Source organism: Neorhizobium sp. T7_12 (genome assembly GCF_002968535.1).
GTDB classification, from domain to species: Bacteria; Pseudomonadota; Alphaproteobacteria; order Rhizobiales; family Rhizobiaceae; genus Neorhizobium; species Neorhizobium tomejilense.
Window position 1 is genome coordinate 49,834 of sequence record NZ_PVBK01000020.1, and the last position, 19,266, is coordinate 69,099.

Below are 19,266 nucleotides of genomic sequence, written 5' to 3' on the forward strand. Positions count from 1 at the left end.
GGAGGTAGACAACATGTTTGAGAAACTCACCGCGCAACCAGCCGACAGCCTACTTGCGCTCATCAAGGCGTTTCAAGCCGATCCCAGAGGCTACAAAGTCGACCTCGGCGTCGGCGTCTACAGAGATGAACAAGGGCGGACCCCGGTCATGCGGGCCGTCAAGCTCGCTGAAAAGCAGCTGCTCGACACCCAGGACAGCAAGCGCTATCTCGGGCCGGAAGGGGACCTGAATTTCGTCAATCTCCTGAGACCGATTATTTTCGGCGCAAATCATGATGCCGGCAAGGTTGTAGGCATTCAGACGCCAGGTGGAAGCGGCGCTCTGCGACTGGGCGCTGAACTCATCGCCTCAGCCAGACCCGGTGCGAAGGTCTGGCTTGGTACACCCAGCTGGCCCAATCATGCTCCAATTTTCGAGTCGGCGCGCTTGACCGTCAAAGACTATCGTTTCGTCGACCTTGCCAAGCAGCAAATTGACTTCGATCGTGTTCTGGAGGCTCTCGACGCGGCCGAGGCTGGTGATGTGATCCTGCTACACGGCTGCTGCCACAACCCAACTGGCATTGATTTTGATATCGACCAGTGGAAGCAGATCGCAGCAACGCTCGTAGAGCGCAAGCTCCTTCCCTTTATCGATCTTGCCTACCAAGGCCTGGGCGATGGCCTCGAAGCGGACGCGGAGCCAACCCGCCTTATCCTCGAGGCAGTAGACGAAGCGCTTGTCGCCTATTCGTGTGACAAAAATTTTGGTCTTTATCGCGAACGTGTTGGTGCCCTTTACCTTGTCAGCCGCAACGCGGAGCAGCTCAAGATTGCCGATGGCAACATGGCTTCGTTGGCTCGCGTCAACTGGTCGATGCCCCCGGACCATGGCGCGGCCATCGTACGCGTGATTCTGGAGAGCGCGGAGCTAACCCAAATCTGGAAGCAGGAGCTGGTTGAAATGTGCGCTCGGGTCAATGGTAACCGCGCCGCCCTTGCATCTGCCCATCTGGAACTGGGCTTCATCGCAAACCAGCGAGGGCTCTTCTCGAACCTGGCGATGTCGAAAGACACGGCGGTCGCATTGCGCCACAAACACGGGATCTACATGGCGGATTCCGGTCGCATGAATTTGGCGGGGATGCAGCCCTCCGACGCTGGCGCGATCGTCAAGGCTCTGTCTGCAGAAGGCACGCTGAGCACCCGCTCGGCGGCCTGAGCATTCCTAAAAAAACAGGTTTGGACATCATCATGAAAAACAAAGAGACCACAGGGCAGGCCATCGCTCGCTCACTCCTCGAAAACGGTGTGGACACTGTCTTCGGCATCCCCGGCGCCCATATGTACGATTTCAACGATGCTCTCTATGAAAAGCGCAACGAGATCCGTTTTATCCATACCCGCCACGAGCAGGGTGCGGGCTACATGGCATACGGTTACGCGAAGTCCACTGGACGCATCGGCGCCTATACGGTTGTGCCCGGCCCAGGTGTTCTCAATTCCGGCGCCGCCCTATGCACTGCCTATGGAGCGAATTCCCCGGTCCTGTGTTTGACGGGCAATATCATGTCGCACTTGATCGGCCAGGGCCGTGGCCAGCTCCACGAGCTGCCCGACCAGCTGGCGACCATGCGTGGGATCACGAAGGTCGCAGAGCGGATTGATCATCAGTCCCAGACCGGAACGGTCATGGCCGAGGTGATCGGAAAAATGCTCTCCGGACGTCAGGGACCCGGAGCGGTCGAGGCGCCTTGGGATGTCTTTGGAATGACAGGCCCGGAGCTCGATCTTCCTGAAACCAGACGCGCCGCGGACCCCCAAGTCAATCCTGACAGTATTCAGGCTGCGGCTGCTATCCTGGCAAACGCCAAAAACCCTCTGATTATGGTAGGCGGAGGCGCTGTTGATGCGGGTGCGGAAGTTGCTGAATTGGCCAAAGCGCTTAAAGCGCCGGTGACGTCCCATCGATCGGGAAAGGGCATCGTAAGCGACGAGCATCCCAACTATCTGAATTTTGTCGCTGCGTTCGATTACTGGAAAGATACCGATGTGCTCATCGGTATCGGTAGCCGTCTTGAACTCGAATTCATGCGGTGGAAGTGGCTTCCCAAGGGACTCAAGGTTATCCGGATCGATATCGATCCAACGGAAATGGTCCGGTTGAAGCCGGACGTTGGAATTGTCGCGGACGCAAAGGCGGGCACCGCAGCTTTGACCAAAGCCGTGGGACCATCGGACAGAGCGGCGCGAACTGATGAGTTCGCGGCCCTGAATCGCAACGCGAAAGAACGGTTCTCAGCCGTTCAGCCTCAGGTCGATTATTTGAATGCGATCCGGGAGGCACTGCCGCGCGATGGTTTCTTTGTCGAAGAAGTCAGTCAGATGGGCTTCACCGCCCGGTTTGCCTTCCCCGTCTACGGGCCCCGACAGTATGTGACTTGTGGCTATCAGGACAACCTCGGGTTCGGCTTCAATACCGCGCTTGGAGTCAAGGTCGGCAATCCGGATAAGGCAGTCGTTTCAGTGTCGGGCGATGGTGGTTTCATGTTCGGTGTGCAGGAGTTGGCCACAGCCGTGCAGCATAATATCGCGGTCGTCGCAATCGTGTTCAACAACAATGCCTACGGAAACGTATTGCGCGATCAGAAGCAAGCCTATTCCGGCCGATACATTGGCTCAGACCTCACCAATCCTGATTTCGTAAAACTCGGCGAGAGTTTTGGCGTGAAAACATATCGCGTATCGTCCCCAGGCGAACTGAAATCGGCTGTCAGCGAGGCTCTGGAGCTGAACGCTCCCGTTCTCATCGAAGTGCCAATCGAGAAGGGATCCGAAGCAAGCCCCTGGCCCTTCATCCATCCCGCACCGCCTGCTGCATAAGAAGTCTCAACTGGGGTCTCAAAAGGATAGACATCTCCTCCGGTCCCGTTTTCGACACCGTCGTCGCCAGGCGTCGTGAACTGTTGACGACGCTTTTTCCAAGGTCATCGCGAGAGCGATCTCGGAAAAATATCCAATCGCACTGCGGCGATCACGATTGGAGTGCGGCGAACTACCAACGCCAACCAATCTCGGGGACTCTTTCCTTGACGAGTGACTAGAAAAATAGAGCGATCCTATCCCTCATAAAGCGGGCCCCTTGTCACAGCCGACATTTCCAATGTCTCGATCGACAGATGCGGGTCCAGCGCACGCAGGAAGCTGGCAGCATCGAAAATCACGGCCGGCGGGTTCGCGCCGATATTGAGGATGTTGCCCAACAGGATGCGCTGGACCGCTTCACATATGATCGGCGCCGTGACGGCGTAGATGTCCTGGCCCTGTGCGACGATCTGGCGGTGAAGGGCTCCTTGCGTGACGACGACCTTGACGGCGAAGCGCTGCGCCGAACGTCCGGTTTCATCGACAGGCTGCGGTGCAGGCGTGGCCGGATCGCGTAGATCCCGAAGCGCGGTCGTGCTGAGAAAGGTGTGCAGCTCCTTCGTCCGGACGTGACGGGCGATGAGTGGTACTTCCGAAAAGGGAAGCTCGACGAAGGTCTGCCGGCCGAACGGGGCCGGTAGGACGGATACCTTTTCCATAGGTGGTTGATGGACTGGCTCCATCTGGCCGCCGCTGATGGCAAGGCGCTTCGCAGTGTTCTTTTCTCCGGTCACGCGGGTCCCCCTTGTGGGGAGCCAGCTGTCGAGCGCAACGTGGATTTCGATGGCGTCGGCGTGATCCCATTCGTCCATAACGGTTGCGACGAGCAGATCGGCCAGGCCGCCGTAAAAGCCCATTGCGGGTATGACGACGACTCCTGCATCGCGGGCCGCAATCTCGTGGCGCTCGAACGTCGTTTGCACGCTGGGCTGCTCTGCCGTCACGTCCAGATAGTGGATGCCTGCTCGCAACGCGGCACGTACCGCAGCGTCGGCCGTATCCATGAACGGTCCGGCGCAGTTGATGACCGCCGCCGCCCCGGCAAGGGCTCGGTCCAGCGCCGCGTCGTCTTCCACTGCAGCTTCACGGCGTTCGATACCCAGCTCGGAAAAGCCAGCCTCCGCCAGCCGCGCTCCGCTCCGGCCGATGGCGATCGGCTTGGATCCGCGCCGCAACAATTCGGCGACGACAAATCGGCCAGTATGGCCACTCGCACCTATGACCGCTACGGGCTGTCGTGTCCTGATGATATCAGCTTGATCAATGGTCATCGCTCTCTCCTTCGCTACAGACCGGTCCGTTGCTACCAAAACATACAGGTCTGTAGCGCGTCAAGTAGCTTTCTGCTACAAGGGGGATATTGGAGATCGAGTCATGGCAAAGAACACAGCGAACCCTCCCGCATCCGGTACGAAAGAGGTCCGGGACAGAATTCTTGAGGCAGCATCGGAGCTCTTTTACCGGCGTGGCGTGCGCGCTGTCGGCGTCGACCTGGTGGTGGAAAAATCCGGCGTCGCCAAAACCAGCCTCTACCGCCATTTCGGTACGAAGGACGACTTGATCGCCGCTTTTCTCAAGCGCGAGGACCTGGATTTCTGGTGCACCTGGGAGCAGGTGAGGCAACAGCATCCGGACGATGCCGCAGCCGAACTCGACGCCCATCTCGAATGGATCGGCGAGCGGGTCGGACGGGACCACTACCGGGGTTGCCCACAGATCAATACGGCGGCCGAGTTTCCAGAAGCGGATCATCCTGCTCGCAAGGTCGCGAAGGCCCACATGCGCGAGCTGCGGCGACGCCTGAAGACCATAGCCGAGGCGCTCGCGGTTGCCGCACCCGACCGGCTTGCCGGTCAGCTTGCGGTCCTGATCAACGGCGCCTTTGTCAGCATGCAGGTCTTTGAACCCGGGGAGGCAACCAGCTTGCTCCGCGATGCTGCCCATGCTTTGATCGCGGCCAGTCACGACTGATTGAACTCAGAACTGTTGAGCATGGGATGGCCCGCCGTGTTTGCAGGAGCTTTTTCAGTTCCTGCGCAGTCTGCTTCAACGTGTGCGGTCTCACGGTAATGCCGTGGCCACGGTGAATTCCGCACATCCGGAGCCTCAATAATCAACACGGCTTCCATGACCCATTTCCACTGCTGGGCTTTCCGGACGCCGGTCAACTGTCAGGCTGTTTTCCTTCTCGCAAACATCATGGACTGCTTATAGGTTCAGCCGACCGTCTCAGGCCAGAGCGGCGCCGTATGTTCGCTCGAATGACATCCCTTTCGTAAGACTGCCACGCAATGGGGGCGAGCTTGTTTGCGAGCGTCACGATCAGGTCGTTTACGATGCCTTCCTCTGGCAGATAGCCTTCGGGGCCATTGCCCGAGCGGAGAGCGTCGCTCTGATTGAGGGTAGTTCGCATACTTCGTTCACTTTCCTCTCGATCCGGGTGATGCGCACAAGCTTAATGTGCGGAAGAAATCGGCGCGTTTCGGCTCGTTGTGCCCATCGGGCGTGTAGGCTTGCGTGATTCACGGGAGCGGAAGGTTGTGCTGGTTCTCACTCAATGGAGGACGCCTCTACCGAATCCCTGTGCACTTCGGCACATTCTACCTCAGGCATGCGCCTATCGTCGGTCCGTTAGACAAGCGACAGGAACCAAGCACATGGATGTCTTCCGACCGAAATACGTGACGTTCGATTGTCACGGCACGCTGATCAACTTCCAAATGGCAGAAGCCGCCAAGGATCTGTTCGGTCATCTTTTGGATGGTCCGCGCATGGCTGAATTCATCAAAAATTTCCAAGCCTACCGCGTGGATGAGGTGCTGCAGGACTGGAAGCCTTATGCCGATGTCGTTCACAACGCCTTGGAGCGCACATGTCGCCGCAACAACGTCCCATTCGCTGACGAAGACGCGCAGACGATCTATAGCCGCATCCCGACCTGGGGCCCACATCAGGACGTGCCCGAGGGATTGGCGAAACTGGCCAAAGAAATTCCGCTGGTTATCCTTTCGAACTCCATGGTCGCCCAAATTCCGTCCAACGTGGCAAAGCTTGGCGCGCCATTTCATGCTGTGTACACCGCCGAGCAGGCGGGTGCCTACAAGCCGCACCTGAGGGCGTTCGAATATTTGTTCGATATGCTGGGTTGTGGTCCGCAGGACATCACGCATGTTTCCTCATCTTTCCGCCACGACCTGATGTCTGCCTATGATTTGGGGATCAAGAGCAAGGTCTGGGTTAACAGAGGCCATGAACCAGCCAATCCCTTCTACGAATACACCGAGATCCCTGATGTGAAGCATCTGCCAGGCGTTTTCGGGCTTTGAAGGTCGGCAATGGGCGTGGCCTCTTGCAAAGCACGCGCCCATTCCGGGAGTAGCCGGCGGAGCTTTCCGAACGCTGCAAGACAGGCAACTTCGCGGGTTCTCGCTGGAGCGTTTGATCTCGCAGCGTCAGAACAACCCTCCCCAACGGACGAGGATTCTTCAAATTGGGTGCTTCTCGTGATCTCCTCGCCGATGGAACAGGTCAATTCAATGGCTCCATGCCAGCGAAAGGCGACCATTTACCTTGCTCGGTAGCCTCAACTGAAGCCTATTTTCGCGCTGCCGCGGCAATGTTGGCCGTGCCGCCGAGCTGCGAGCCTGACATATCGGGGGCACTGTTGGAGCGCCACTACGGATTGACAGGATCGATTGTGCCATTGTCATCGGAGGTCGAGCGCACAGTTGCGGTGAACTTGGCGGACGGCCGCCGGCTGATCCTGAAGACGTCGATGAGACCGGAGGCGGTCGACAGCTTTGATTTTCAAACAGCGGCCTTATCCGAACTACAAGGGGCATCGGGCTTTATTGCACCCGAGGTGCTCCGCACGAGCAATGGCGGATTGATGTTTGACCAGGACGGAGTATGCGGATATTTGCAGACCCGGATTGATGGCATTCCGTTGCACCAGGCGACGCCAACTCCCGACCTGCTCTTTCGAACCGGCTACGCTCTGGCTCGCCTGGACTTAGCGCTTGAACCGGTCAGTGTGGCCGCGGCCCACCGTCCCATACTTTGGCAGCTCGGCTGCTGGCCGCATTTGATCGAACTGGAGCAATACCTCCCACCCGGGCTCACCGCTGATTGCGTGCGCATAGCGATGGCGGATTATGTGGAGTTCGTCGAGCCACAAATCTCGAATGTGGCGTGGCAGGTAGTCCACAATGATCCCAGCCCATTCAATATGATGGTGACCGGTCAGGAAATGGGATTCATTGATTTTGGTGACGGCTGCTGGAGCCCCAGGATCCAGGATCTGGCGATCGGCGCAAGCCACGTCGTAAGGGATCCGACCCTTCCTTTGGGCGGAGCCGAGCATCTTATTGCCGGCTATGCCTCCGTCACTCCACTTTCGGCGCTGGAAGCAAAACTGCTCGTTGGACTGATGCGGGCGCGGCAAAGCGCACTGCTTCTGGTCAATTATTGGCGATCCCATCTTTTTCCAGCCGACGCCCAGTATATCAAAAAAAATGTTGCGCGTGCCGAGCGGGGCCTTGCCATCCTGAGACCTCTCGGCGTTGCAGCGGGCGAGTCGGCAGTCCTCGCTGCGGTGTCGTTGTCGCGGCCGTAACGTCCTCTTGGCTCGCCCGACGGACGCCCGGAAATTGATCAAGCTACCTCGCAACAGGGAGAAGCACATGTCCACAGATCTCATGCCAAATCGTTACAGGCCCGGCGAAGCGGATCTTCCCAGACGCGAGTCGGAGTTGATTGCGCGCCGTGATGCAGTTCTTGGGGCCTCTTACCGGCTCCAGTACCGTCGGCCTGTGCATTTCGTTCGAGGTGAAGGCATGTGGCTCTACGACCCAGACGGCCGAGGCTACCTCGATTTCTACAACAATGTGCCATCTCTCGGCCACTGTCACCCAGAAGTAAACGCCGCAATGGCTGAGCAGGCGGGCCGGATAAGCGCCAACACGCGCTATCTTGAGCCAAAGCTCATCGACTATGCCGAGCGATTGGTCGATACTTTCCCAAGTGGGCTGGACCGGGTGGTTTTCACGTGTACGGGAAGCGAATCCAACGATCTGGCCCTGCGTATTGCGCGGTTTGCGAGCGGCAACGAAGGGGTGATCGTGTCCACCCATGCGTATCACGGCACCAGCGCTGCGACCGCCGCGGTCTCCCCGAACTTGGGCGACGCTGTCAAGCTCAGCCCGTTCGTGCGCATGGTGTCGATACCCGGGCCAGCAGGCGTCCCGGACGGCCAAGCTGCCGATTTTTTCGAAGCACAAATCCGCTCGGCCATCGCGGATCTGAACCGTCGGGGCATTGGTGTTGCAGCGCTGCTCCTCGATAGCATCTTTTCCAGCGATGGCGTCTGGGTAGATCCAGCTGGCTTCATTGCCAGCGGCGTTGCCGCGGTGCGGGACGCAGGTGGTCTCGTCATCGCCGATGAAGTCCAGCCCGGCTTTGGCCGAACTGGCGAGCATATGTGGGGTTTTGAGAGGCACGGGATTGTTCCGGATCTCGTCACTCTCGGCAAGCCCATGGGCAATGGATTTCCAATCGGTGCTGTCGTTGGTCGCAAGGCGCCAATGGAGCAATTCGGTACCACCTCCCGCTACTCAAACACCTTCGCAGGAAATACCATTGGGATTGCGACGGCGGACGCCGTGCTCAGCATCCTCCAGCGTGACCAGATCCCCAGAAGAGCACTTTCCATGAGCCAGCATCTCCGGGCTGGACTGGAGAAGATCGAGCAGCAGACCTCCACGATCCGCGCAATCCGAAACGCTGGCCTTTTCTTCGGCATCGACATTGGACATGAGAGCGCACCGGCAACAGCCAGGCGCACCATGGCTTTAGATTTGGTCAACGCAATGCGGGACGACGGCGTTTTGGTTAGCACGACGGGAGCCAACGAGGATTCCCTGAAGGTGCGCCCACCGCTCGTTTGCCAGGCAGAGCATGCCGACCTTTTCCTTGCATCGTTCGAGCGCGCCCTCAGCAAGGTAGCAGGCTATGCTTCGTAACCGAGAGCAGTTGCCCTTCCTTCGACCGCGCCGAGACGGCGACTGCGGGATTCTAGTTGCGGCAGTACGTCAAATCCGGGCTGTAGTCAGAGAGCGCTGTGGCGCCTACGGGCTGTTGGCCGCGATGCAGTGCGCATCGCTGATCGATGGGTTCGATGGAGACTGCCCGGCGCGGGGCGTGGATGCTGTCCGCGCGGCTCGATGCGGAGAACCCACAGGCCTCTCGGAGGGACCCGTCAACTCAGAGCTTCTGAGAGTCGTCAAATGACCTGCACTAGTGAAACTATCTCCGGCGAGAATAAAACAACGCGCACCCATCCACGCGCGGCTTTCTGGCCCGCTCGACCCCCGGCGCGAGCCACCAAAGCCCCGGGTTCCAAACAGCGGTTCGACCTCGCCGGGCCGTGTGCTGGCAAATTATGGATGGCGTTCAACGAGCTCTGATCGAACAAAGCATCGTTTCGTTGGCCTCCGAATAAGGAATGTGTCCGCCATGGCGCCCAAATAAGTAGGTGGTGGTGAGACAAGTGGCACGGGTGTGACTGGCAGCTGGCCTTCGACTAACTCAGTGCGTGACCGGCCAATCCGTAAACCCATGGGCCATTCTCCGACCGGTTCAGAAACCTCCTGCCCTTAGACATTGTTATCGTCGTTTCGGAAACAGCGAGACCGCACTGCTCTACGAAATTCGCGAAAGGCCCTTCCTCTCGCGTGTCGATCCGCGTGTGCTGATCCTTCAGCAAATTCAGATGCCACGCGGCGAGGTGGATCGCATCCTCATCGTTTCGAGCGACAATTGGACCAACTACATGACCAGGTCCAAATTTGTGACGCATGGCATACCCAACGACCACGCCACCGCGTCGAAGTACACAAGTCACCGCCCCCTTTGACAGCTGCGCCAGGAGTCGCGCGCGCTCGGTTCCGAACGCCTCGGTGTCGCAGGAAGTTACTTCGTTGATACGGGCGGCCGGGAGTTCACTCAACGTTCCATCTAAGATTGGCAGCACTGGTAGCGCGCAAACGATGCCACGGTGCAGGAAGACCGTTGCCTCGGTTTCGAATCCAAGCGAGACATACATGGGGTAAGCGGCTCTCGTCGAGTTCAGGCTGAGGTTTCGGTCTTGGCAACGATCCAGCACCTGCTCCATCAGCCACCGACCGGCGCCATGAGCCTGGGCGCGGGGGGTCGTAATGACTACTCCGACGGTGGCGAAATCCTCGCCCTGAGGAAACCACATCGCACTGCCGAAAACCCGCCCGATCCCATCGACGGCGACGATGCCTTGTCCTACGCGTCGCAGGAATTCCCAATCCGCAGGCCTGTGAGGCCAACCGACGCCAATCGAGAGCCCATGCAGCAATTGCACGTCAACTTCGGCGATGTCCTGCGCGACCAAATCAAAGGACTTCACGCGAACCGATTTTGCCACTTCGACTCCTTTGTGTTTGACAGATCGGGCGAACTTGCGAGGGAACAAGAGCCGGTCCCGTCAAAAAAGCCAGAACGATTGTCACCGTCCACATAGTGGCGCCCGCAAGCCAGCAGGATCAACCGCATCCGAGGATGCTGTTCGATATCTTTTGCCGAATGTCAACGCCATTCCGCACAGAAGCCTTCCCCGTCACGGCTAGCCTGTCGATCAAGATCACATTGTTAGCCGGGTGCAATATGACTAAGCCCGCTTTTCGAGGAGCAACTATGTGGCGGCGTCGTGATGTAAAAAAACTGCGAGGCATGTTCAGGGCAATGCCAATTTTGACGGTGACGATACCATGCTCGATCCGCTTGGCTTGAACCGGCGCCGAATTCGTTCGTCCCTCAAGTTTCCGTTCGCTGCTGCAGCAAGAGCGCTGGAACTTTTTCGCCTCAGCCGCTATCAGCGTGAAGGAGCAACTGACAGCTCATGCATGCATGTGCGGGATGTGCGCCATGTCGTCGGAACATCGAAAGTCCGCATCTGACGAAAATCTCGTTCTGAAGCCCGCCGGCGCATGAGTTCCGGATGTACTTTCGTTGGGCGAGGCCATAGAGCGATCGGTATGAAAACCAACCCTCGAGGGCCAGAATCAAAGCTTGCACCCCAACTCGGTGAGAGCGAGCGGATATTCTATGACAATGGTACCCGATGCAACTCGAACATGTTGGGCGGCTACTCGAACTTAAGGTATATGAATCGGTGAACCTGGGCATAGGTGACGCAGAGGTTTCGGCGACAGCGGGTGACTATTCGGCATCGGAAAACGAAGCCGAGAGAAAACAGCAAGGGAACGGACGTGAAGCTTGACCGTATCGACATCCGGATCCTGCATGAGTTGCAACGCAATGGCAGGCTGACAAATGTCGAGCTTGCGGACCTCGTGCATCTATCGGCCAGTCCGTGCCTTATGCGCGTCAAAAAGCTACAGCAGTTGGGGTACATTACCGGCTATTCGGCTCATATAGATCTGGCGAAGCTTGGCCCGTCGGTCACCATCTTCACCGAAATCACGTTGAGCAATCACCGCCACAACGACTTTTCCCGATTTCAACAGGCCATCGAGAAGGTCGAAGAAGCAATCGAGTGCCATGTGGTTTCTGGTGGCTACGACTACCTGATAAAATTTGTCACCGCCAGCATCAGCGACTATCAGGAGCTGATGGAGCGCCTGCTTACAGCAGAAATCGGTATAGACAAATATTTCAGCTTCATTGTGATGAAATCGCCTTTCATCAAGCATCATCTACCCCTCAAGACATTGTTTCACGATTGAGCCTGCAGAGATCACTTTTGGCGAGCCTGAGGCCGGCGGGGTCAGGCTCACCCGCGATGTCCTGGGACGCCGCCAACGTGGATTCAGTGCCGGGTGAGCCTTGCCAGTAGCCGTTGCTGCGTCACCTCCCAGTAGCGGGGCTTCTCCCGTGTTCGAACGTCGCGCAACCACCGGAAGCAGCCGGTGAGGTCGCACATTGCGTGCTGACGAAACGGGTTGCGGATCTGCAACGTAAGCCGAGGCCGCCATGCAGCTCCTTGACGGTCTCCTTAGCCGAACGACGTGTCCTTAGTAGCGTTCAGGCAGCAATGCGACACAGGAAACGTCGAGCAGCAACTTAAAACCGCATGAAGTCACTGAATTGAGCGCCTAAAAAGCATGGAAACTTGGGCTTTTGCGATGACAATCACAAGGCATTTTCGCCCTTTCGAACAACAGAGCCAACGGCAAAATCCCAATTAGCGGAAGCCATTAAATGAAAGATAGCAACTATATCACCCTTTCCAAACTTGAACCTCGGCATCTAAAGGGTGCGCTGAATCTTTCTCAGGAGTTTTCTTGGCCCTACGGCCTGGAAGATTGGGAATTCGCTGCCAGTCGGGGGGAGGGTTTCGTGTTGGAACGCGGCGGCGAGGTTGTCGGAACAGCGCTGTGGTGGTGCTATGGCGCCAACTATGCCACCGCCGGAATGATCATCGTAACCACGAAGGTTCAAGGTGGCGGTCAAGGCTCCCGGCTTTTCAACGCTTTACTGGAAGCGACCAAGGATCGAAACGTCCTGCTCAACGCGACCGAAGAGGGGCTGCCGCTCTATCAGCGCCGCGGCTTCCTGCCTTGGGGCAAGGTCCTGCGGCATCAGGGCATGTTGACCGCTGCACCAGACACCGAGCTTCACGCGGACATTCGCCCCGCCAATGACCAAGACTTAGCGGCCATCCAGACTTTTGATCAGCTAGCAATCGGCATGCCTCGACAGGAACTGGTGAGCGCGCTTACCGATGTCGGCGATACGCTCGTTATCATCCAGGATGGACAATTTGTCGGATATGCCATCGCGCGAAAATTCGGTCGTGGTTATGTGATCGGACCCGTTGCGGCCAACTGTGCTGCCGACGCAAAGCGCCTGATCGTTGCCCATCTTGGCAACCTAGCCGGCCAATTTGTTCGAATCGACGTTTATGCCCAGGAGGGGTTGAGCGATTGGCTCCAGAGTTCTGGCTTGCAGCTTGTTGGTGAGGCCGTGTCCATGGTGCGGGGAAGTGCACCGGAGCCTGTTTCCCCCGCTCGAATGTATGCGGTGGCAAACCAGTCGTTTTGCTAGCTGCGCAGCCTCAAAGCTTTGCTGCCGAGCAGACTTCGTCGGGAGGTGGTCTTTGAGCCGATACTACCATCAGCTCTGTGCCGTTTGTGGCGGTAAAGCCATCGGGCAGTTCGACGCAGCGTTCGTCTGAGGTGTTCCAGGCAATCTTGGTCCCATGCGCGCAAGCTTCTCTGAACAAGCACCCATGTTTGCCGTGGCTGGCAAGACGGGCTAGGTGAAGATCTAGCGAGACATGCGCGGCCAACAAGGGTTTCGTTCGGGTTGCTAAAACGATGCCCGGTGCCGCGCAGTATCAAGACCAGACCGGCGTTCAGCGGATGCGGTCACCGCTGGTCCCATTTGTCCAACATCCCATAGTACCAAACGGCCAAGGGAAGAAACCATGGCTTCCCGTTGTAATAAGGGCGGGTCTCAAAGCTGAGTTCGCTATAAACGGTCTTGCCCTGATCATTGCCGAGCATTTTGTTGGCCATTTTACCGCCAAGCCAGCTGGAGCGCGCGACGCCTGTACCGTTGTAGCCGCCGGCGAAATACATGCCATCGATGGTGTCGATGTGTGGGAAATGATCGAAGGTGAACCCCAACTGGCCGTGCCAGTAGTGGCTGATTTTGCGCGCATTTAATTCCGGAAAGATGTTGACCAGCAGGCTGCGAAGATAGGTTGCGTTCCTGGTGTTGCTTTCTAGTGTGCCGCTCATGTTGAGGACCCGTCCACCCAAGATGATCCGAGTTCCATCAGGTGAAGGGCGATAATAGGTTACAACTCTCTGGCTGCCGGCAAGCATCTGCTGCTTCGGCATCAATTTTCTCATGAGCTCTGGTGGCAGCGGTTCCGTTGCAACCAAGCCGCTGCCCACGGGGATGATGCGCCGCTTCAGATAGGGCAACAGCGCGCCGCTGTACCCGTTCGTCGCGATCAGAACCTGGCCTGCCGTGACATCTCGACCCTGAACTTTGAAACTGAAAGCACCAGCCTTTTGCTGAAGTTCGCTTACTCGCGCGTTGCTGAACACGCGCACGCCCAGGCGCTGGGCAGCCCTTGCGAGGCCTTTGACGTATTTTGCTGGATGAAGCCCAGCATAACCAGGCATCGCGACACCGCCGTGATAAAGTTCGGAACCGACTTCCTTATGCTGGTCCACCCGCGGAACCATATAGGCATCGCATGGGAGCACCTTGCGAATGCGTTCTATGTTGGCGCCCAGCCTGTCGTAGATACGCGGGGTCATTGCTCCCTTGAAATATCCGACCACTTTGAGGTCGCAGTCGATTTGTTCCCTTGCGACAACATCTTTGACGTATTGCAGCGATTGAAAGCTCTCCTCGACGACGCGTCGAGCCATATCTACGCCAAAAGAGGTCATCGCCGTATCGAAGAAGGCCCAGCCGGGTCCTAGAAACCCGCCGTTGCGCGAAGATGCACCCCAGCCCGGTGCGTCAGCGTCATAGACAGTGACCTGCTTGCCAGCCCGTGCAAGAACAAGCGCAGCGTTGAGGCCGGTGAAGCCGCCGCCGATGATTGCGACCTCGGTGGAGGCGGGGATATCATCGGCATTGGCTCCGTCCGGGCGGGCCTCGTCCCACCAAAAGGGGCTGGCAACGGCATCATCGCTGAAGAAGGGCGCTTTCAAGGTAGACATGCTTGTCACTCACATTGTGTGGTATGCGCAGGAGGCGCTGCATCCGAAACCCGCCGAACAACGAGACCCTGTGGGTGGATAGTCGGCACGCAGCTTCAGATGACTGCGGATGTCGGGACAGTTAATGTTGGATATCGGTGTGATACGGAAGAAAATGACGTTTTGGCCCCGCTCCGGCGCATCAGCTGCTGAATGAGACCGAAACAATCAAAACCTTCCATATCAATGAGTTCACGCACCCTGGACCTGCTACAACATAAACCACGCATGCTTGCCCTCGGCTTCGCAAGGGTTCGCCAGTCCAGTCTCAGGAGCACTTCAGCTCAGCGGTAGCCGAGCGTGATGCGGCGATGTTTCCAACCGAAACAACTCGGTCAGCAGATTTTCTGTCACAGGAGATCGGTGATCCCTTTGTTAACGCCCATCTTAAGCAACGATTCAGACGACATGAATTGCCATCGTGGCGCCCTTTCAGGCATCTTCCACCGGTGGCTCGGACTGGCCGCATAGTCGTGATGCGAGGTGAACCATGGTGACCGAAAGAGAAAGCCAGTTTTTCATTGGCGGAGAATGGCAGGAATTTGCGGGTGTTGCCCGCCTGCCTGTCGTCGATCCCTCCTCGGAGCTGGTTGTTGGGCATATCGCCGCGGGAAGCGCTCATCACGTCGACTTGGCGGTTGCAGCGGCGCGTAAAGCCTTCCCCGGCTTCTCTCAATCGTCGGTTTCCGAACGGCTCGGTCTGCTCGGCAGGATGCATTCGCTCCTGAAGGACAGAGCGGAGATATTCGCGGAAGCGCTCGTTATGGAAATGGGGGCCGCAATCAGTTTCGCGCGAGCCTCCCAGGTTCCCTTCGCTGCCGAACACATTCGTGTCCAGATGGAGGTGCTCGAGAAATACCGCTTCGTGACGATCGATGGGCACACCGCCACCGCCAAGGAAGCGATCGGAGTTTGCGCGCTGATCACGCCCTGGAACTGGCCACTCTACCAGATCACCGCGAAGGTAGCCCCAGCGATCGCCGCTGGATGCTCGATCGTCCTCAAGCCAAGTGAGCTGTCGCCTTACAGCGCCCTCCTTTTTGCCCAGTTGATGCACGACGCCGGTACGCCGCCAGGGGTATTCAATCTGGTGAACGGCACTGGCGAGAGCGTCGGCGCAGCGCTCGCGAGTCATCCGGAGGTTGACATGATCTCCATCACCGGGTCGACCCGTGCAGGGGTACTCGTCGCGCAGGCGGCTGCACCGACGGTGAAGCGGGTAGTCCAGGAACTCGGCGGCAAGTCGCCCAACATTTTGCTCGATGACGCAAATTTCAGCGAGGCGGTATCAAAGGGGGTCCTGGCCGGCATGCGAAATGTCGGCCAGTCATGCAGCGCCCCAACGCGCATGCTGGTACCAGCGCATCGGCTCGTCGAAGTGGAGGAATTAGCCAGCGAAACTGCGCGTGCCATCACCGTCGGCGCGCCGCTCGATCCGGCAACCGGCATGGGACCGATCGCAAATCGTGCCCAGTTTGAGCGGGTGCAGGCTATGATCCAGGCGGGAATCGACGACGGCGCCAAGCTGCTGTGCGGCGGGCTAGGGCGTCCGGCGGGCCTCGACAGGGGCTTTTTCACGCAGCCGACGATCTTTTCCAAGGTCACGTCCGACATGCGCATCGCTCGCGAGGAGATCTTCGGGCCCGTGCTTTCGATCATGCCGTACATGGACGAGGACGACGCGATTGGGATTGCCAATGACACCGTTTATGGATTGGGCGCGCATGTGCAATCTTCGGATCCGGAGCGGGCTCGGCGGGCTGCCGCGAGGATCCGTGCCGGCCAGATTCATATCAATTATCCAGCTTGGAACGGGGCTGCCGCGTTCGGTGGCTACAAGCATTCAGGCAACGGCCGTGAGTATGGCGTTCACGGGCTCGAGGAATATCTCGAGACAAAGTCCATCCTCGGCTACTGACGCGGCGACGCGGCGCGGTCCGCCCGCCAGGGCTGCGGCTTCAACGACTGACGAAGCATCGTCAGGAACGCGGCAGTTCGGGCGCTGCGCCCGTGCCGCGAGCCGAGCATGGCGACGATATCGGCCGACGGAAGCTTCCAGTTGGGGAGTACCTGCCTCAATCGTCCCTCGGCGAGATCTTCTGCCACGTTCCATTCGGATCGGATCATGATCCCTTGGCTGGCCAGCGCCCAATCCCGTATAACGGCACCATCGTTGCTCGACATGACGGGATTGACCCGCACAGTCGCGGTTTCAGTCCGTGGTCCTTTGAAGCGCCACAATGTCACGTCCTCATCGTTCTCCCGAACCGCCAGACAGCGATGTTGAGCAAGATCCGCGGGCGCTGTAATCGGCGGTGCGGAGGCAAGGTAACTCGGACTTGCACAGAGAATCCTGTGGTTGGGTGCCAATGTCGTCACGACCTGGTCCAGATGTCCCGGACCACCGATGTGCACGACAACGTCATAGCTCTCGACGAGCAGAGCAATCGGGTGGTCCGACAGCTGAAGGGTCGCCGTCGCGCCCCGGTGTTCTCGAGCGAAGGCTTCCACGACCGGTGCGACGTAGAGCCGTCCGAATCCATGTGGTGCCGCGACCCGGAGATGCCCGCGAACGGCACCCCTCCGGTCAGCTATCGCCTCAGCCAGCGCATCAATGGCTTCGCTGACGATCACGCTGTGTGACGCGACCAACGAGCCCTCTTCCGTCAGGAGAAGTCGTCGCCCGGAGCGGTCGATCAGCCGGACCCCCACTTTCTCCTCGAGCGCGCGCAAGCGCTGGGTCACCGCCGGAGGCGTAACGTTAAGCTTTCTCGCGCTTTCGGCCAGCGATTTCGATCCTATGACGACCGAAAAGAAGGCAAGATCGTCGGATGTCAGCATTAATCCAGACCTGAAGCAAACATTCAGATAGCATTAATTGTCATCTTTATGGTTTCGCGACAAGCTCAAACTGAGATGGGAGACCGAAGTATGAGTCTAGCGACGATCGAGGCGCCCAGCCGCCTGACCACCGTTACCAGCCTCGAGGCGCTGGAAACGCCCTGCCTAGTCTTGGACGCGGACCGGATGGACCGGAATTTCAAACGACTCAGGAGCCGGCTGGACGGCTTGGGCGTGTCGCTGCGGCCGCACCTGAAGACCACGAAGTCGATCGAGGTGGCCCGGCGGATCATGAACACGCCTGAGGGGCCGGCTACCGTTTCCACGCTGAAGGAAGCCGAGCAGTTCGCCGCCGCAGGCGTGCGCGACATGATTTATGCGGTCGGCATTGCGCCGGCAAAGCTGGCGCGTGTCGCCGAATTGCGCGCCAAAGGCGTCGATCTCGTGGTCATTCTGGATAACGTCGAGCAGGCAACGGCGGTCGCCGAGGCATCTCGGGATGCCGGAATGCGCATCCCGGCGATGATCGAGATCGATTGCGATGGCCACCGCTCGGGCGTGATGCCCGCCAATCGCGCCCAACTCCTGGACATCGGGCAGATACTGGCGGCAGGCGCCGATCTGCGTGGCGTTTTGACCCATGCCGGCGATAGCTACAAGGGTGGCGGCGTTGAGGCGCAGCAGCGCTATGCGGAGGTGGAGCGGCTGGCCGTGGTGGAGGCAGCACGGATTCTTCGCGAGGCTGGCCTGCCATGCCCCCTCGTCAGCGTCGGTTCGACCCCGACGGCCCATCACGCGAAGGATCTTGCCGGCGTGACCGAAGTCCGCGCCGGCGTGTTCGTATTCTTCGATCTGGTGATGGCTGGCATCGGGATTTGCGAAGTCGATGATGTCGCGCTGAGCGTTCTTGCGACGGTTATCAGCCACCAGCGCGAGAAGGGCTGGATCATCACCGATGGTGGATGGATGTCGTTGTCGCGGGACCGGGGTACCGGCAAGCAGGTCGTCGATCAAGGGTATGGTCTTGTCTGTGACATCGATGGCACTGCCTATCGGGACATCATCGTTACCGACGCGAACCAGGAGCACGGCATTATCGCTGTGCGGCCGGGGACGGACGCGCGCCTCCCCGATCTGGCAGTTGGGGACCGAGTGCGGATCCTGCCGAACCATGCCTGCGCGACCGCTGCACAGCATGCAGTCTATCATGTGGTCCGCGGTCGCTCGCATGTCGTCGAGGCCTGTTGGCCGCGTTTTGGAGGTTGGTGATGTCGAAATCCACAACAGTAGATACCGACCGTGCACCCAGACCTGCGGGTCACTATTCGCAGGCGAAGCTGGCGGGTGGGCAGCTTTATATTTCCGGGCAGCTCCCGGTCCGCCCGGATGGGCAGCCGCTTGCAGACGACAGTTTTGAAACGCAGGCGGAGCAGGCCATCGACAACATGCTCGCGGTTTTAGTGGCTGCCGGCGGAACCCCGGCTGATATCGTCAGGGTAACTGCCTATATCGTCGGTGTAACCCATTGGCCCCGCTTCAACCAGGTTTATGCAGCGCGGATGGGGGACGCCCGCCCGGCCCGAACGGTCGTTCCGGTGCCCGAACTTCACTACGGCTATCTCGTCGAAGTCGATGCGATCGCCGTCCTCACGCAAAACGCTGCCCCCCTACACACCGAAGCTGGCCTCGACGCGATCGGTCTCGTCGATCGCAACCGCGGCTATTGAGCCACAAACAGAACAGCAAG

At 58.7% G+C, this 19,266-nt stretch carries 16 protein-coding genes; 12 read left to right on the forward strand and 4 right to left on the reverse strand.

Going from position 1 to position 19,266, the window contains the following annotated elements; genetic code table 11:
- The first annotated feature begins 13 nt into the window (after window positions 1–13).
- Together C5J26_RS27555 and C5J26_RS27560 are read left to right on the forward strand one after the other, a co-directional pair.
- Window positions 14–1,201 (forward strand): amino acid aminotransferase, encoded by a 1,188-nt coding sequence (locus C5J26_RS27555; protein WP_105404665.1) that lies wholly within the window; start codon window positions 14–16, stop codon window positions 1,199–1,201.
- 32 nt (window positions 1,202–1,233) lie between these two features.
- Window positions 1,234–2,862, forward strand: coding sequence for a thiamine pyrophosphate-dependent enzyme (locus tag C5J26_RS27560; protein WP_105404701.1), 1,629 nt, complete (start codon window positions 1,234–1,236; stop codon window positions 2,860–2,862).
- A 236-nt stretch (window positions 2,863–3,098) separates the two neighbouring features.
- Here the strand turns inward: C5J26_RS27560 and C5J26_RS27565 are convergent, their stop codons facing one another.
- Entirely contained in the window at window positions 3,099–4,175 is a 1,077-nt protein-coding gene (locus C5J26_RS27565) for a trans-acting enoyl reductase family protein (protein ID WP_105404666.1), read from the reverse strand.
- A gap of 103 nt (window positions 4,176–4,278) precedes the next feature.
- On the opposite strand from C5J26_RS27565, the gene C5J26_RS27570 reads away from it, so the two are divergent.
- The 4 genes from C5J26_RS27570 (at window position 4,279) to C5J26_RS27585 (ending at window position 8,924) form a co-directional block, all read left to right on the forward strand.
- Window positions 4,279–4,875: a TetR/AcrR family transcriptional regulator gene (locus C5J26_RS27570; RefSeq protein ID WP_105404667.1), complete on the forward strand. Its 597-nt coding sequence runs from the start codon at window positions 4,279–4,281 to the stop codon at window positions 4,873–4,875.
- A gap of 686 nt (window positions 4,876–5,561) precedes the next feature.
- Window positions 5,562–6,230 (forward strand): haloacid dehalogenase type II, encoded by a 669-nt coding sequence (locus C5J26_RS27575; RefSeq protein WP_105404668.1) that lies wholly within the window; start codon window positions 5,562–5,564, stop codon window positions 6,228–6,230.
- Window positions 6,231–6,394: 164 nt separating this feature from the next.
- Complete coding sequence (locus tag C5J26_RS27580; RefSeq protein ID WP_245437495.1) at window positions 6,395–7,519, forward strand: phosphotransferase enzyme family protein; 1,125 nt, start codon at window positions 6,395–6,397, stop codon at window positions 7,517–7,519.
- A gap of 67 nt (window positions 7,520–7,586) precedes the next feature.
- Window positions 7,587–8,924: an aspartate aminotransferase family protein gene (locus C5J26_RS27585; RefSeq protein WP_105404670.1), complete on the forward strand. Its 1,338-nt coding sequence runs from the start codon at window positions 7,587–7,589 to the stop codon at window positions 8,922–8,924.
- A gap of 560 nt (window positions 8,925–9,484) precedes the next feature.
- On the opposite strand, the gene C5J26_RS27590 is transcribed toward C5J26_RS27585, so the two are convergent.
- On the reverse strand, window positions 9,485–10,357 hold the full coding sequence (locus C5J26_RS27590; RefSeq protein WP_105404702.1) for a GNAT family N-acetyltransferase: 873 nt from the start codon (window positions 10,355–10,357) through the stop codon (window positions 9,485–9,487).
- 343 nt (window positions 10,358–10,700) lie between these two features.
- On the opposite strand from C5J26_RS27590, the gene C5J26_RS32910 reads away from it, so the two are divergent.
- From C5J26_RS32910 to C5J26_RS27600, 3 genes are all read left to right on the forward strand, one after another.
- On the forward strand, window positions 10,701–10,889 hold the full coding sequence (locus C5J26_RS32910; protein WP_172723943.1) for a hypothetical protein: 189 nt from the start codon (window positions 10,701–10,703) through the stop codon (window positions 10,887–10,889).
- A 312-nt stretch (window positions 10,890–11,201) separates the two neighbouring features.
- Window positions 11,202–11,678 (forward strand): Lrp/AsnC family transcriptional regulator, encoded by a 477-nt coding sequence (locus C5J26_RS27595; RefSeq protein ID WP_105404671.1) that lies wholly within the window; start codon window positions 11,202–11,204, stop codon window positions 11,676–11,678.
- Window positions 11,679–12,153: 475 nt separating this feature from the next.
- Window positions 12,154–12,999, forward strand: coding sequence for a GNAT family N-acetyltransferase (locus C5J26_RS27600; protein WP_105404672.1), 846 nt, complete (start codon window positions 12,154–12,156; stop codon window positions 12,997–12,999).
- 323 nt (window positions 13,000–13,322) lie between these two features.
- Here the strand turns inward: C5J26_RS27600 and C5J26_RS27605 are convergent, their stop codons facing one another.
- Window positions 13,323–14,639: an FAD-binding oxidoreductase gene (locus C5J26_RS27605; protein WP_105404673.1), complete on the reverse strand. Its 1,317-nt coding sequence runs from the start codon at window positions 14,637–14,639 to the stop codon at window positions 13,323–13,325.
- A gap of 529 nt (window positions 14,640–15,168) precedes the next feature.
- Between C5J26_RS27605 and C5J26_RS27610 the strand changes: the two genes are divergently transcribed.
- Window positions 15,169–16,596 carry an aldehyde dehydrogenase family protein gene (locus C5J26_RS27610; RefSeq protein WP_105404674.1) on the forward strand — a complete coding sequence of 476 codons (1,428 nt, stop codon included), beginning with the start codon at window positions 15,169–15,171 and terminating at the stop codon, window positions 16,594–16,596.
- Here C5J26_RS27610 and C5J26_RS27615 read toward each other — a convergent pair.
- Window positions 16,590–17,519: a LysR family transcriptional regulator gene (locus C5J26_RS27615; RefSeq protein WP_105404675.1), complete on the reverse strand. Its 930-nt coding sequence runs from the start codon at window positions 17,517–17,519 to the stop codon at window positions 16,590–16,592. The genes C5J26_RS27610 and C5J26_RS27615 overlap by 7 nt on opposite strands.
- Window positions 17,520–17,609: 90 nt before the next feature.
- On the opposite strand from C5J26_RS27615, the gene C5J26_RS27620 reads away from it, so the two are divergent.
- Together C5J26_RS27620 and C5J26_RS27625 are read left to right on the forward strand one after the other, a co-directional pair.
- The gene (locus C5J26_RS27620; RefSeq protein WP_105404676.1) at window positions 17,610–18,788 is read left to right on the forward strand and encodes a DSD1 family PLP-dependent enzyme; all 1,179 of its coding nucleotides are present in this window, start codon (window positions 17,610–17,612) and stop codon (window positions 18,786–18,788) included.
- Window positions 18,788–19,246: a RidA family protein gene (locus tag C5J26_RS27625; protein ID WP_105404677.1), complete on the forward strand. Its 459-nt coding sequence runs from the start codon at window positions 18,788–18,790 to the stop codon at window positions 19,244–19,246. Before C5J26_RS27620 ends, C5J26_RS27625 begins: the two co-directional genes overlap by 1 nt.
- The last annotated feature ends 20 nt before the right edge of the window (window positions 19,247–19,266 follow it).